At 73.9% G+C, this 13,997-nt stretch carries 11 protein-coding genes and 2 tRNA genes; 6 read left to right on the top strand and 7 right to left on the bottom strand.

The features are described 5' to 3' along the window. Positions 1–81 precede the first annotated feature (81 nt). Positions 82–155 (top strand) — tRNA-Ile (locus tag IE94_RS0108995). Between the two features lie 258 nt (positions 156–413). On the opposite strand, the gene IE94_RS0108990 is transcribed toward IE94_RS0108995, so the two are convergent. Together IE94_RS0108990 and IE94_RS0108985 are read right to left on the bottom strand one after the other, a co-directional pair. Next, a complete protein-coding gene (locus tag IE94_RS0108990; RefSeq protein ID WP_063829707.1) occupies positions 414–4,742 on the bottom strand; it encodes a WD40 repeat domain-containing protein in 4,329 nt (1,442 codons plus the stop codon). 375 nt (positions 4,743–5,117) lie between these two features. Then, on the bottom strand, positions 5,118–5,660 hold the full coding sequence (locus tag IE94_RS0108985) for a hypothetical protein (RefSeq protein ID WP_030180758.1): 543 nt from the start codon (positions 5,658–5,660) through the stop codon (positions 5,118–5,120). A 183-nt stretch (positions 5,661–5,843) separates the two neighbouring features. Here IE94_RS0108985 and IE94_RS0108980 point away from each other — a divergent pair, with 183 nt between their 5' ends. Together IE94_RS0108980 and IE94_RS0108975 are read left to right on the top strand one after the other, a co-directional pair. Continuing rightward, the gene (locus tag IE94_RS0108980; protein WP_030180756.1) at positions 5,844–6,056 is read left to right on the top strand and encodes a ferredoxin; all 213 of its coding nucleotides are present in this window, start codon (positions 5,844–5,846) and stop codon (positions 6,054–6,056) included. A 62-nt stretch (positions 6,057–6,118) separates the two neighbouring features. Then, entirely contained in the window at positions 6,119–6,994 is an 876-nt protein-coding gene (locus IE94_RS0108975) for an FkbM family methyltransferase (protein ID WP_037922203.1), read from the top strand. 120 nt (positions 6,995–7,114) lie between these two features. Here IE94_RS0108975 and IE94_RS0108970 read toward each other — a convergent pair whose 3' ends face one another. The 3 genes from IE94_RS0108970 to IE94_RS0108960 form a co-directional block, all read right to left on the bottom strand. Next, positions 7,115–7,933: a glycosyltransferase family 2 protein gene (locus tag IE94_RS0108970; RefSeq protein WP_245235204.1), complete on the bottom strand. Its 819-nt coding sequence runs from the start codon at positions 7,931–7,933 to the stop codon at positions 7,115–7,117. Next, the gene (locus IE94_RS0108965; RefSeq protein WP_030180750.1) at positions 7,930–8,718 is read right to left on the bottom strand and encodes a GntR family transcriptional regulator; all 789 of its coding nucleotides are present in this window, start codon (positions 8,716–8,718) and stop codon (positions 7,930–7,932) included. Before IE94_RS0108965 ends, IE94_RS0108970 begins: the two co-directional genes overlap by 4 nt. Positions 8,719–8,908: 190 nt before the next feature. Beyond that, a complete protein-coding gene (locus IE94_RS0108960; protein ID WP_030180748.1) occupies positions 8,909–9,316 on the bottom strand; it encodes a DUF6344 domain-containing protein in 408 nt (135 codons plus the stop codon). Between the two features lie 338 nt (positions 9,317–9,654). Between IE94_RS0108960 and IE94_RS40570 the strand changes: the two genes are divergently transcribed. After that, a complete protein-coding gene (locus IE94_RS40570) occupies positions 9,655–9,783 on the top strand; it encodes a DLW-39 family protein (protein WP_003999697.1) in 129 nt (42 codons plus the stop codon). Between the two features lie 129 nt (positions 9,784–9,912). Further along, a complete protein-coding gene (locus tag IE94_RS0108950) occupies positions 9,913–11,271 on the top strand; it encodes a hypothetical protein (RefSeq protein WP_078606434.1) in 1,359 nt (452 codons plus the stop codon). A 1-nt stretch (position 11,272) separates the two neighbouring features. Here the strand turns inward: IE94_RS0108950 and IE94_RS0108945 are convergent, their stop codons facing one another. Next, positions 11,273–13,021 (bottom strand): serine/threonine-protein kinase, encoded by a 1,749-nt coding sequence (locus IE94_RS0108945; RefSeq protein WP_030180741.1) that lies wholly within the window; start codon positions 13,019–13,021, stop codon positions 11,273–11,275. An 86-nt stretch (positions 13,022–13,107) separates the two neighbouring features. Then, the gene (locus IE94_RS0108940; protein ID WP_030180738.1) at positions 13,108–13,656 is read right to left on the bottom strand and encodes a helix-turn-helix domain-containing protein; all 549 of its coding nucleotides are present in this window, start codon (positions 13,654–13,656) and stop codon (positions 13,108–13,110) included. Positions 13,657–13,836: 180 nt separating this feature from the next. Here IE94_RS0108940 and IE94_RS0108935 point away from each other — a divergent pair. Continuing rightward, positions 13,837–13,909, top strand: a tRNA-Ala gene (locus IE94_RS0108935). Positions 13,910–13,997: the final 88 nt, after the last annotated feature.

Here is a 13,997-nt window from a genome sequence, read left to right as displayed (position 1 = left end):
CGACAACCGATTTTGGGACTGCCCGCCTCGTGCGCTAATCTTCAGGGGTCAGCGCGCGGGACACACACCGCAGAGCGCGGCGGGGCTATAGCTCAGTTGGTTAGAGCGCATCCCTGATAAGGATGAGGCCACAGGTTCAAATCCTGTTAGCCCCACACCAGACGAAGACCCCCAGCCGGATCCGGTTGGGGGTCTTCGGCGTTCGCGGTCGAAATCCCCGGGGGCGTCCTGGCGTTCCGGTTTGGCCGGTCGAGGTCCTGTGCGGCGGGCAGGAAAAGACCCGACCGCTGGCGACGGGGGATGCGCCAGCGGCCGGGCCATGGCCAAGGCTAACAAGGCCGGGTGTCCGGTGGGTGCCGACTGGTCGGTCGGGTGCCGGTGATGTGACGGGGATCACGTTTTTGTCGGTGTTCTCATTGCTCGCACGGCGGTTCGTAATCCAGGCGCGGCAGGTACTCGTGCCACTTCTCCTCGGTCAGCACACCCCGGGTGGCCGAGCAGATGCGGTCGATGGCGTCGTCCACGCCCAGGCTCCACAGCCGGACGGTGTCCGTGCCGCTGGAGACCCCGAGCATGCGGCGCACGGGGCTGAAGGACAGGAAGGTGCCCGTCTTGGCGTTGAGGCTCATCGCCTGCCCGTTCGGGGCGGCCTCGGCGGGGTCGGTGACGCTCCAGAGCCGGACCGCGTTGTCGTTGGCGCCGCTGGCCAGGGTGGAGCCGTCGCGGCTGAACGTCAGGGACATCACCGAGTCGGTGTGTCCGGCGAGCGTGGTCCGGGCCCCGGAGGTTCCGCCCGGCCCGGTGACGTCCCAGAGCCGGACCGTGCCGTCGTCGCTGCCGCTGGCCAGGGTGCGGCCGTCGGGACTGTAGGCGAGGACGTTGACGGGGCCCAGGTGCCCGGTGCGGGGCGCACCGAGGCGGGCGGCGTGCGCCGGGTCGGTGACGTCCCACAGGCGTACGGCGTCGTCCGCGCCGCCGCTGGCGAGGGTGCGGCCGTCCGGGCTGAAGGCGAGCGTGTTGACGTATCCCGTGTGGCCGGCGAGCGGCTTGCCCAGGCGGCGCAGGCGGGCGGGGTCCTCGGCGTTCCACAACTGGATGGTGCGGTCGTCGTCGGCCGTGGCCAGGAGGTGGCCGTCGGGGCTGAACGCCAGCGTGTCGGGGCCCGCGTACCGGGTGCGCAGCGCCATGGGCGGTCCGTGGGCCTTGGGCCGGGCCGGGTCCGTGACGTCCCACAGTTGCAGCGCGCGGCCCCCCACGAGCACCGCGAGCGTCTCGCCGTCCGGGGAGAACACCAGAGACCGTATGTCTCCCTCCCCCGGCCTGAAGGGGGCGCTCAGCGACACGGGCCGGGCGGGGTCCGTCACGTCCCACAGCCGGACCCGGCCGTCGCGGGCCGCCGTGGCCAGCACCCTGCCGTCCGCCGGGCGGAAGTCCCCGATACGGCCGATCACGTCCGACGTCGGCAGCGACCACAGGCGGACCTTGCTGTCACCGCTGCCGGTGGCGAGGGTGTGGCCGTCGGGGCTGAAGCCGAGGGCGTACATCTCACCGCTGCCTCCGGCGAGGGGCACGCCGACCTGCGAGGGGTAGGCCGGGTCGCTGACGTTCCACAGGCTGGCCGTACTGTCCGCGCTGCTCGCGGCGAGCATGGCGCCGTCGGGGCTGAACGCCACCGCCCAGACGGGCCCGCTGTGACCGGTGAGCGGTGCGCCGACGGGCTGGGCCGCGGCGGGATCGGTGACGTCCCAGAGCTGCACGGTGTCGTCCGCGCTGCCGCTGGCGAGGGTGCGGCCGTCGGGGCTGAAGGCCACGGAGTGCACCAGGCCGCTGTGGCCGGCCAGCGGTGTGCCGACCGGCTCGGGGCGGCGCGGGTCGGCCACGTCCCAGAGCCGGACCTTCTCGTCGTCGCCGCCGGCCGCGAGGGTGTGTCCGTCGGGACTGAAGGCCACCGAGCGCACCGCCGCGGTGGAGCCGGTCAGGGTGTCGAGGGCCTCGGGGCGGCGCGGGTCGGCCACGTTCCACAGGCGGACCGCGTGGTCGTCGTGGGCGGAGGCGAGGGTGCGGCCGTCCGGGCTGAAGGCGAGCAGGTAGACGGTGCCGCCGCGGCCGGTCAGGGGGGAGCCGAGCGGGCGCGGGCGGCTGGGGTCGCGCACGTCCCACAGGCGGATCGTGCCGTCGTCCGAGGCGCTGGCCAGGGTGCGGCCGTCCGGACTGAAGACCGCGGTGCTCACCCAGCTCGTGTGGCCTGTGAGGGGCTTGCCCAGCTGCTTCGGGCGCCCGGGGTCCGACACGTCCCAGAGCCGGACGGTCCGGTCGTAGCTGGCCGTCGCCAGGGTCCGCCCGTCGGGACTGAAGGAGGTGAGGTACACGGCGCCCGTGTGCCCGAGGAGCGGGGTGGCCAGGGGGGCGTTCACGATCGAGATCAGTCGGTTCCTGACGTCCTCGTCGTCCGGGCGCAGGCGGTGCGCCGCCAGGTCGAGCTGGGCTGACAGAGAGGGGTCCGTGTCCTCGACCCGGTCCGCTTCGGCGACCACCTGCTCGAACACGGCGTCGTTGCGCTGCTGCCAGGCGAGCACCGCCGAGCCGACGGCCACGAGGGCCAGCACGACCAGCGCCGACACCGCGGCCCGACTGATCATGACGGTGCGCCTGCGCAGCTTGACCGCGGCGGCCAGGAACTCCACCGCGCTGCGGGTCAGGTAGGTGTCGCCGGCCGACTTCGCCCAGCCGCCGGCCTGCGCCAGCCGGGAGCCCCGGTAGAGCAGTGCGCTGTCGCGGTCCGACTCCTCCCAGGCCAGGCCGTCCTCCTCCAGCCGCTGGCGCAGCAGGTTTCCGGCGCGGTCCTCGTCGATCCAGTCGCGCAGCCGGGGCCAGGCGTGGAGCAGGGCCTCGTGGGTGATCTCCACGGTGTCCGAGTCGAGCGTCACCAGCCGGGCCCGCACCAGCGCCTCGAGGGACTCCTCGGTCTTGTCCGGGTCCCGCGACTCCTCGGCCAGCCGGCGCCGCGTGCTGCGCCTGCGGGTGGCCTGGGTGTCCTCGCTCAGCCGGACCAGCCTGAGCAGCAGCAGCCGCGCGGCCGTGCGGGCCGCCGGGTCCAGACCGGACCAGGCCCGCTCGGCGGTCGCGGCCACCGCGCCCTGGATGCCGCCGGCCGCGCGGTATCCGGCCAGGGTCAGCCGGCCCGCCTTGCGCCGCTGCCAGGTCGCGAGCAGGGCGTGGGAGAGGAGCGGCAGCACACCCGCGTCGTGGGCCCCGCGCGGGCCGTCGGTGCTCACCTCGCGGATGATCAGCTCGGCGAGTCCCGGTTCGAGCTCCATGCCGACGGCTCTGGCCGGAGCGGTCACCGCCTCGCGCAGTTCCGCGGTGGTCAGCGGCCCGAGCACCATGTGCCGGTGCTGCAGCGCGTCGGCCAGCTCGGGGTACCGCAGGCACCGGTCGTAGAAGTCGGCACGTACGCCCAGGGTCACCAGCACCGGCGGCGGCTCCCCGTCGGCTCCGGGGGCGCAGGCGGCCTGGAGCAGCCGGATGAACACGCGCCGGTCCGCTTCCTCGGCGCAGAGGGTGAAGAGCTCCTCGAACTGGTCCACGATGACGACCGGGCGGGCAGCCGTCGGGGCAGCCGGGGTTGCCCGGTTGTCTCCGTCGTCTCGGTCGCCGTTGTCCCTGTCGTCCCTGTCGTCCCTGTCGTCTTCGTCGTCGCCGTTGTCTCCGGGGTCTTTGTTGCCTCGGCTGTCTTCGTCGGCTCGGCCAGTTCGACCAGTCCGGCCGACCTGGGTGTTCCGGCCTGCCTGCGCCGTCTGCCTCGTCTGCCCTGTCCGCCCGGGCTGCCCGTCCGCCGGTCCGTCTCTCGTGTCCGTCCCGCCCACCCCGTCCCGTCCCGACGGGTCCTCCGCGGTGGCCGCCCATGCCGCGAAGGCCGCCCTCGCGGTGTCCTCCGTCAACGGGTCGCCCGCGGGGAGGGTCTGGGCGGAGCCGGACTCGGAGGTCGCCGCCTCCTCGGTCGCCGCTTCCCTTATGGCACCGACGACGGACGCGAGCTGCGGTACGTGGCGGGTCAGCTCGCCCAGCGGATCGGCCCCCGGCACGAACTGGAGCACCCGCCTGGGCGGACCGTCACAGGAGTCCGGCGCGCCCGTGCGCAGGGCGGGCACCAGGCCGGCGTTGAGCAGCGAGGACTTCCCCGCTCCGGAGGCGCCCACGAGCATGACCAGGCCGCCGGTGTCCTGCGTCGCGTGGAGCTGGGCGACGAGGGCCCGCGTGCTCCGCTCCCGCCCGAAGAACCAGTCGGCGTCCTGCCGGCGGTAGGCGGCCAGTCCCCGGTAGGGGCAGACCCCGCCGGGGGCCGCCGGAGCCTCGGCGGGGGACTGCTCGGCCGCCGCGGCCGGCGCCGGGCGTTCACCGGTCGGGTCGGCCACCGCCCGCTCCCACAGGCGCTGCCACTGGGCCAGGTCGTACAGGCCGGCCGAGACCGGTACCGGCCGGGCGCGCCGCGCCTGGGGGATGAGGACGTGCAGGACGGCCGCGAGGGCGGGGAACTGGGCGGGCACGTTCTTGGCGCGCCGCCAGTCACTGATCCGCTGGGCGGAGACCCGCACGGGCCGGCCCCGTTCGTCGACCCGCTGGAGCCGGACGACGGCCTCGGACACACGCTTGAGGGGAGGGTTGCCGGCCTCCCTGTACAGCAGTGCGAGGCGTTCTGCGAAGGCCGTGCGTGCCCCTGAGTCGGAACTCAAGGTCTCCACTCCTTACTTCCCCCGCACCTGGACGTCCGGACCGGAAAACTCACTCTATACGGCTGACCTGCGGCTACGGCGGGCCCCAGGTTCCGGAACCTCCTCTGCGGCGACCGCGGGTGGCAGGATCCCGTCGCAGTGGCGAGGCGGCCCCGCGGCACCCGGACAGGTCAGCGGCTCAGCACTCGGAGAGCTACCCCATGACGCCGCATGTTCTCGGTCAGCTTCGGCGGCCCGCCCCTTCCGACCCGGTCCGGTACCGCACGCGAGAACGGCGCCGGCATGGTTTGGCACCGGTCCCCACGAGGGGAGGGACCGGAGCCAAACCATGCCGACGCGCACGTGTGGACGACGCGGCCCCGCCTGGACGACGCGGCCCCGCCGTCAGTCCCCGGCGGCCGAACGGCGTGCGGGCGGGACCAGCAGATCGCGCTCCGGGTGCTTCTCGCCGGTGACGCCGCCCCGGATGCCGAGATCGGCCCTGGCGTCCTCGTGGAAGGCGTTGATGGCGCGGAAGGCCGCCCGGTGCCGCTCCCGCCACTCCTCCAGGCTGCCCTCGACACGGCCGGTCGCCTGCCAGTCGATCTCGGCGAGCACCACGTTCAGCTCGTGCCCTGACTCGATGGCCTCGTCCCCGCCGAGCAGCATGACCCGCTCGAAGGCCGCGCCCCAGCGCAGGCTCGCCGCCGCCAGGTCCTCCCGCAGCTCCTCCTCGCTGCGGTGGCTCTCGCGCAGCCCCTCCCGCGCCTCGTACAGCGGCACGGACGCGGCGATCCTCATCTTGGCGGCGTCCACGTACTCCCCGTAGGCGTCGACCTTCTTGTCGTCCCAGCGCGTGAGCAGGCGGTGGCGGTTCCTGCTCCGCTCCATCAGGTGGTTCGTGACGTGTGTGGTCAGCGCGCCGAGCAGCACGGCGGCGATCGTCACGAGTTGCTCGCCGGTCCCCAAACCGTCCCCCAGTCACAACTCCGCACTGCGTACGAGTGTCGGATGATCTTATGAGGACCGGGGCGGGTCGGCCAACAGGCGGGCGGGCAGGGCGGATTCAGCGTGCCGGTCCGTGGGCAGGCAGGTCGTGAAGGCTCCGAACCGACCGCCCCTGGAGTGCGCATGAGGATCTCCGTCGACCCCGAGCAGTGTTACGGATCCGGAGACTGCGTCCACCGGGCCCCCGCCGTCTTCACGCAGGTGGACGGCCTCGGCGCCGTCATACCCGGCCGGGAACACGACGTCGACGCCCCCCGGGTGAGGGAGGCGGCCGAGGGGTGTCCGTCCGCCGCGATCACCCTCACGGCCGCGGAGACGGAAGGGGGCCGGGGCTGAGTACCCGGGGCGGGCCGAGCACCGCCGTCGCCGAGGCCCTGGCCGGCCTCGCCGCCCGGTACGTGCGAAACGGCCCCGGCACCCTCGGGAAGGCGGCCCTCGCCACGCGCTGGCTGAACCCGTGGCTGCGCGAGCACCCGCGCCGGGCCGTCGTCGAGGCGCGGAGCGGCGATCTGTTCGCCGTGGACACGCAGGACCTCATCCAGCGCTACCTGTACCTGTTCGGCGTCTGGGAGCCGCACCTGACGGGCTGGCTGCGGCGCCGGCTGCGGCCGGGGGACGGCTTCGTCGACGTGGGGGCCAACATCGGCGTCTTCAGCGTCCTGGCGGCCCGGCTCGTCGGTGACGGGGGCCGGGTCGTCGCGATCGAGGCGTCGCCCGACCTCCACCAGCGCCTGGTGCGGAACACCCGGCTCAACGCCCTCGGCAACGTCCGGGCGCTCAACGCCGCCGTCTCCGACCGCCCCAGGACGCTGACCTTCGCGCTCGCCAGCGCACGGAACACGGGGGCGAACAGCATCGTCCCCTACGACGGCCCGGTGGAGTCCAGTTTCCGCACGGAGGCCCGGCCGCTGCCGGAACTCCTCGACGCGGCGGAGATCGCGACCGCCCGGGTGATCAAGATCGACGTCGAGGGCGCGGAGGGGAGCGTCGTGCGCGGCCTCGCGCCGGTGCTGGGCGCCCTGCGGTCCGACGTGGAGATCACGGTCGAGGTGTCGCCCGAGCGCATGGCCCGGCTCGGTGACCGGGCCGACGACCTGCTGGCGGTGATGCGGGAGGCCGGGTTCCACGTCTACCGGCTGGCCAACGACTACGCGCCCGGGAGCTACCCCGCGGCGCTCAGCGGTGCGCCCCGGGCGCCGGTCCGTCTGCGCGGGCCGGTGACCGAGGAGAGCGACCTGGTCTTCTCGCGGACCGACGCGGAACGGCTGCCCTGACCGCCGCGCCGCCGCGCACCTCCTGTGCCCCTCCGCCCCTCCTGAGCCCCCCTCCTGAGCCCCCGCTCCTCCTGAGCCCCCCGCCCCTCCTCCTGTACATCTGTGCCCCGCCGGCTGTCCTCAGGGGCGCTCGTGCGGGCCGTCCGAGCGGCCGGTGCCGTCGGAGCCCTCCGGCAGGCTCCACCCGAAGGCCGTCAGCGCACGGGCCCTGGCCTCCACCACCGCCATCCGGGCATCGCGCTCCGCGGGGTCCACATGGGCCGCCTGACCGGTCTCCTGGCCCTCCCACTTGCGGTAGAGAAGGCCGACCTCCGCCGAGAACCAGCCCCGGCTCACGCCGCCCAGCGCCAGCAGCAGGCCGGTGTCCTCGGACGCGGGCAGGGCCATCCAGCCGCCGAGGGCGAGCAGCAGGTCACGCCGGACGAGGAGGGTCGCCGGGTGGACCTGGGCGCGGAAGCCGTTGGCCTTCCAGAAGTCGAGCACCGCCCCGCGCTCGATCGGCCCGTGCGCCGGGTCGCCGGGGAAGCCGGCCGTCGAACCGTCGGGCAGGAGGTCCAGGACCCGCGAGGTCGCCCACCCGATCGACGGGTCGGCCTCCAGGACGGCCAGGTCGCGGGCCAGAGCGCCCGGCGTGAGCCGGTCGTCGGCGTCCAGGACCTTCACGTAGGCGCCGTCCGCGTGGGCCAGGGCCATGGTGCGCGCCACCCCGGGCCCGCCCTGCCGGCCGTGGCGCCCCTGGCGGAACACGACCCGCGGGTCGTCGGGCACGTAGGGCCGGACGTCCTCGGTGCGGCCGTCCTCCTGGATCACCCAGCGCCACTCCCAGCCGGCGGGCAGTTCCTGTGCGCACAGCGAGGCGTGGGCCTCGGGGAGGAAGGGGGCGGAGGGGCCGTGGACGGCCGTGACGACGATGACGCGCCGGTTCACGACGGCACTCACCACCTTTCCAGACGGGTCGTGAAGAGCAGTTCGGTGCGGTCGCCGGGCAGCGTGACGTCGGAGACGTCGACCACCCGGCCGTCCGTGTCGTACGAGGTCTTGCGGAGCAGGATCACCGACGTGCCCGGCGGCAGGTCCAGGGCCGCGGCCTCCTCCGGTGTCGGCGGGCGGGCGGTCAGACGCTCCTCCACGCGGTCCAGTTCTATGCCCACGGTGCTGAGCTGGTGCTGGGTGCCGCCCGGCCAGGGCTCGTTGGCCTCGTCCAGGAGGTCGGGGTTGGCCGCGATCAGGTCGCGGACGAGGTAGGAGGTCACGAGGTTGAACGGGGCGGGCTCGGCCGAGTACCGCGTCCGGTAGACGCGCCGGAGGAGCACGGTGCCCTCCGGGACGCCGAAGGCCTCGGCCAGTTCCGCGGACGCCTCCCGCTCGCGGTACTCGGCGTGGAAGACGAGGTCGTGGGGCCGCAGGCCGGTGTCGCGCTCCGTGGCGCCCGTCTCGGCCCGCGTGGCCAGCGGGCGCCGGGCCCGGTCCTTCTCCCACTGGTGCCGGCGGTTGTCCCGCACCGCCGGGGTGCGGGGCCGGCGGACGAAGGTGCCGAGACCGTGCCGCTTGTCGATCAGGCCCTCGTCGCTCAGCAGCCGGAGCGCGTTCTGGACGGTCGGAACGCTGCGCCGGTAGTGGTGGGCGAGGTCGGCCTCCGAGGGCAGTCGGTCGCCCGGGCGCCGCTCACCCGCGCGGATGGAGCGCCGCAGATCGTCCGCGATCACTTCGTAGGCCTTGGGCATGGCCGCAGGCTACAACTCCTCAAGAGGTCTTGAAGAGTTGGGGGTGAGATGGCCGGGATTGACGGGGTATCGCACGGTCCCGCGCACACACGACGGCGGCCCGGCTGCTCTGTCGAGCCGCCGGGCCGTTTCTCGCGTGTGGTGCGTACGCAGATCGCCGTGGTGCCGGGGTCGGGGTGGTGCGGGCCGCTCAGCGCTGGAGCGGGATGGAGTGCCGGGCCCGGGGCTCGACGGCGGTGTCGCCGCAGTGGACGCCGGTGGTCGTGGCGGTGGCGGCGGCCGGGGCGGCGGTCGTGGCGGTCGTGCTGGTGGCTGTGGCGTCGGCGAGCGGGCGGTGGCGGCAACTGGGCGCCGCGCCGTGGGCCTCGGCGCGGATGCGCTGCTTCATCGTGGGGGGCAGGGAACCGGTTCGGGACCAGGGCCGGGGGGCCGCGGCCGCGGGTGCCGCCTCCGGGGAGGTGCTCTCGGTGTTGCTGTGCGTTCCGGTCTGCGGTACGGCCGCGGCGGCCGTCGTCGTGATGAGTCCGAGCGCCGTGCACAGCGCGAGGAAGGCGGTGACGATGGTGGTCCAGAGCGTCAGGACCTTGTTCCGGGCCATGACCCCTCACTTTCGGGTTGGGCGATTTGCGTACTTTCCTCATGATGTGTATGTGCGTCGCGAAGTGGTGGACCTGCGCCCGTGGCGCGTCGATGTTCAGATGAACACCACCCGAATAGCCGCAAGAGGTTGGAAAAGGTGCCAAGAAGGGAGAGAGGCGGGCAAAAGTCACCGCCCGTGAGGGTGTGATCACCCTCCGATCAGAATGGGTTCGTCCGCTTCTAGAGGGTTCCGGCGACCGGCAGTTGACCGCCGACGCAGGTCACCGATCGGTATCGGCCGGTGTGTATAGTCGGGCGCCAGAGGTCCCCTACGTCAAGGAAAGACGAGGTCGCGCGGTGAAGAAGCTTCTCCTGGTCGCACTGGCCGCCATCGGCGGGCTCCTCGTGTACCGCCAGATCCAGGCGGATCGCGCCGAGCAGGATCTGTGGACGGAGGCGACTGACTCCGTGCCCACGGGTTCGTGAGAACGACCGACATCCGGTCCTGAGCAGACCCCGGCCGTCATACGGTCGGGGTTTTGTGTTGTTCCGACGGGGCACGGTCCGCTGGGGGCGGGCGGCGACGGCGCCGGTGAGGGCGAGGGGTGGCGGGTCATGGCACGGTGGTGTAGGGCTCGGCGGCACGCCGGAGCGGGGCGCGCGCGGCCGTCGGTGACCGCGCGCCCGAGGGTGTCCGGCCGGGTGGCGGTGCCGGCCGCCGCCCTCGTACTGGCCACGACCGCGGCCCTGCCCGGAGCCACCGCCCGTGCGGCCGGTGCGAGCGCCGGGTACGGCTTCGCCGGCGACGCCCTGCGGATCGCGGGCGCGCGGGCCACCGAGGGCGCCGAACCGCTGGAGGCCGGCTCCACGTACCGCAGCTCCCTGCCGAGGAACGGTGTCCTCTATTACCGCCTCGAACTCGACGACGCCTCCGACGCCTACGTCTCCGTCACCGCCGTACCCGGCGCCGACGGCGAGGTCACCGCCGTCGACGGCATCCGGGTCTTTGTGCAGGACGCCGACGGCGGCTCCTGCTCCGTGCAGAGCGCGACCTTCGGCGCCGCCCGCAGCCCCCGCCCGGTCACCGCCTGGGGCATGCGCGAGATCGACCCCGGCGCCCACCGGTGCCAGGAGCCCGGCACCTACTACGTCGGCGTCGAGCGGACCCGGCCCCAGGACTCCCCGCCGGACGACTGGGAGCTGGAGCTCACCGCCGCCACCGAACCCCGCCCGCGCGAGACCGGCCCCACCAGGGCCCCCGAGACCTGGGACTCCGCCTCGCCCGAACCGCTCTCCGGCGCGCCGCAGCGCCGGGCGGGCGGCAACGGCTTCGCCCACGCGACCCTCGTCGGGCAGGGCGTCTGGCGGGACGAGATCCGGCCCGGGGAGACCCTTTACTACAAGGTGCCGGTCGACTGGGGCCGCCAGGTGTACGCCACCGCCGAACTCGCCGGTTCCGCGGACGCCTCCGGCTATGCCACCGGAGCCCTGCGCCTGGCCCTGCACAACCCCGTGCGCGGCAAGGTCGACGACGCCGCCAAGGGCTACACCGGGCGCCGGACCACCGTCGGCCTCGCCCCCCTGGCGCCGGTGGCGTACCCCAACCGGTACGCCACCGCCGGACAGGTCGGCGCGCTGCGGTTCGCCGGTGAGTACTACGTCGTGGTCCACCTCGCGGCCCAGGTGGCCGACGACTTCGGCCAGGGCCCGTTCGGACTGACGCTGCGCCTGCGGCTCGGGGGCACGGCAGGGTCGGGACCCGACTACGCGGGGGAGTCGCGGCCGAAGGGCCTGTTCGAGGTCTCCGCGCGGGACCGGGCCGCCGCGCCCGTGACCGCCGCCGCTCACGACGACCTCGCCATGAAGGCGGTCGCCGTCGGCGGGATCGGCACCGGCAGCCTGCTGCTCCTCGCCCTCGCCGTGTGGACGGTGGTGGCCCGGCGCAGGGCCGGGGACCCGTCCCGGCGCGCTTGACTCAGATACGGGCCAGCGCCCAGAACCCCACGGCGTAGCAGGCCAGCGCGAGCAGCAGCAGCGGTAGGGCTACCCGGGCCGGGGGACCGGGACGGCGCCGCCGCCGCGCACCACGGTGCTGGGCGGGAGGGGAGGACCGCGGGTTCCGGACGGTGTAGGCGGCGGTGGGAACGTCGGCGCGCTGCGGCGGGGAGGGCGCGAGGGCCTGCGCGGGCGACGGCGGCCCTTGCGGCGTCCGGTACGGCGTCCGGTCCGGCGGCGGGTGATGCGGCAGGTGCTGCGGCGATCCGGTGAACGCCGGTTGCTGTGCGGGCGGTTGCTGCGCGTCGGCCGTCGAAGCCGACGCCGGGGTGTCGGTCGGCCGCGGCGGCGGCAGGTGGAAACCGCCGGTCTCCGACAGGGCACCCGCTCGCGCCGTTCCACCCGGAGCCGGGTTCGCCGGGCCGGGCGCCGACGGCGGCCCGCCGGGGACGGAGGACGTCCAGCCCTGGCCGGGCGGGGTGCCGGTCGGGGCGGAGGGGTGTCCGGCGGGATGGGACGGCGGGCCGACCGGTGGCGTCGGCGGGGTGGGCGGCGTCCGGTCCGTGCCCGGTGGGGGCCAACCGTGGCCGGAGGTGGTGCCGGTGGGGTCGGACGGCGTGCCGTCGGGAGCGGGTGGTGCGCCGGGCGGGGCGGACGCCGGTGTCGTGTCCCTGCCCGGGACGGCGGACGGCGGACGGCCCTGGTCGGACGGCGGGCCGACCGGTGGCGTCGGCGGGGCCGGCCGGGCGGGCGTCGGTGGTGTGGTGTGCGGGGACGGGGACGGGGACGGGGACGGGCTCGCGGGGTGTCGAGGGTCCGTCGGTACGTCGTCCACGCCCGAGGCCCTCTGGAGCGGGCCCTCGGGGCCGAATCCCGTGGGCAGCGGGCCCACTTGGTCGAAGATCTCGATCAGCTCGTCGTCGGGCCCGGGCTCCGGCAACAGCTCCACCGCCGCGGCCAGCGCCTTGCGCGCCCCCGTCGCGGTACGGAACCTCGCCGACGGATCCGGCTGCAACAGCGTCGCCACGACCTGCCACAACGGCTCGGGAATCCCCCGCGGCGCGAGCGGCGTGCCGTGCTCGGCGAAGTGCTGCACGAGCGCCTTGGCGTCAGGCTTCGCCCCCTCCAGCAGGTACAGGGCGACCAGACCCACCGCGAACAGGTCCGCCGGGAAGTCCGGCTCCGCGCCCATCATCTGCTCCGGCGCCAGGTAACCCGGCGTCCCCACCACGAGGTTGGTCTCCGTCAGCCGGGGCTCACCCAGCCGCATCGCGATGCCGAAGTCGGACAGCCTGAGGCGCGGACGGCCCGTCCCCGTCGCTTCGAGGAGCAGGTTGGCGGGCTTGATGTCACGGTGCACCACACCCTCCGCGTGCACCGCGGCCAGGCCCGACAGGAGCTGGTCGAGCAGCGTGCACACGAACTCGGGCGGCAGGGGCCCGTAGTCCCCGACCAGATGGACCAGCGAACCACCCGTGACCAGGTCCATCGTGAACAGGACCTGGTCGTCGTCGGCGGCCCAGCTCGCGGGCGCCAGCACATGGGGGTGATCGATGCGCAGCGCCTGCTCACGCACGAACCGCAGCAGCGCGTGCGCGTCCCGCTGCTGCAGCACCTTCGCGGCCACATAACGCCTGCGGCGGTGGTCCCAGGCACGCCAGACGGCACCCACCCCGCCCCGGCCGATCGGGTCGACCAGCTCGTACCGGCCCGCGAAGACCTCACCCATGGCTGTGCGCCGCTCCTCCCCTGGGACCTGTCGCGCCACTCCCGCCGACCCGGCCGCCGACCCCCCTCGGCGACCGGACCGCGGGGTCAGTTCTGGTGGGACTGGTAGTGCGCGACCGCGTCCGAGGTGCGTCCCGCGCCGTACACCCGCAGGAACTCGGCCAGCTCCGGGTGCGAGGAGGAGAGGGAGTCCGCAGCGTCGATGATGTCCCCGGCCGCCGCCACCGAGCGCAGCAGCGACTGGATCTCCCGGACCACCCGCTTGACCGTGGGCGCACCCGAACTACTGGTGGTCGTCGTGGTGTTGCTGAGCACCGAGCCCCCTTGCGACTTCTTGATCTCGTCCATGCGCTCCGTGGCCTCGGCCGCGCTCACACTGCCGTCGGCGACCTGCCCCGCCAGGTCCTGCAGCAGCTGCACCCGCTGGACCACCGCGGGATTTCCGATCTTCGCCCGCTGGCCGCTCATCAGCTGCGACAGCATCGGCGCGGACAGCCCCAGCACTCCCGCGAGACGAGCCTGGTTGAGACCGAGATCGTCGATAAGCTTGCGGAAGAGCGCCCCCAGCGGCTCCCCGTACCAGTTCCGCTGCAGTTCCCGCGCTCTTGCGGTGGCTTCCTGCTGTGCGGCGTCCATTGCGTCTCCCCATCGCTTCCCCAAAAACCGCAGTTCGCTCCAGCGAACCACGCCGAGCATCTTACGGAGCGTGGTCGTTCCCCGGGACCCCCAATCATTTGTGAGATACGGGGGGCGACCCGGTACTCTTGTCCGCGGCACCCGACGGTCCGCGAGACCAGGACCGGCGGCGCCACCCGAGGGGCCTTAGCTCAGTTGGTAGAGCGCTGTCTTTGCATGGCAGATGTCAGGGGTTCGACTCCCCTAGGCTCCACCGTCAAGAACGCCTCCGACCTGCGGGAACATGGGTCGGAGGCGCTCTTTTCCCCCAGACGGGCCGCAGCGGCCCCGCCGTCCGGGCC

The sequence above is a fragment of the Streptomyces violaceorubidus genome (assembly GCF_000717995.1).
GTDB classification, from domain to species: Bacteria; Actinomycetota; Actinomycetes; order Streptomycetales; family Streptomycetaceae; genus Streptomyces; species Streptomyces violaceorubidus.
This window is presented reverse-complemented; position numbering and strand designations above follow the sequence as displayed.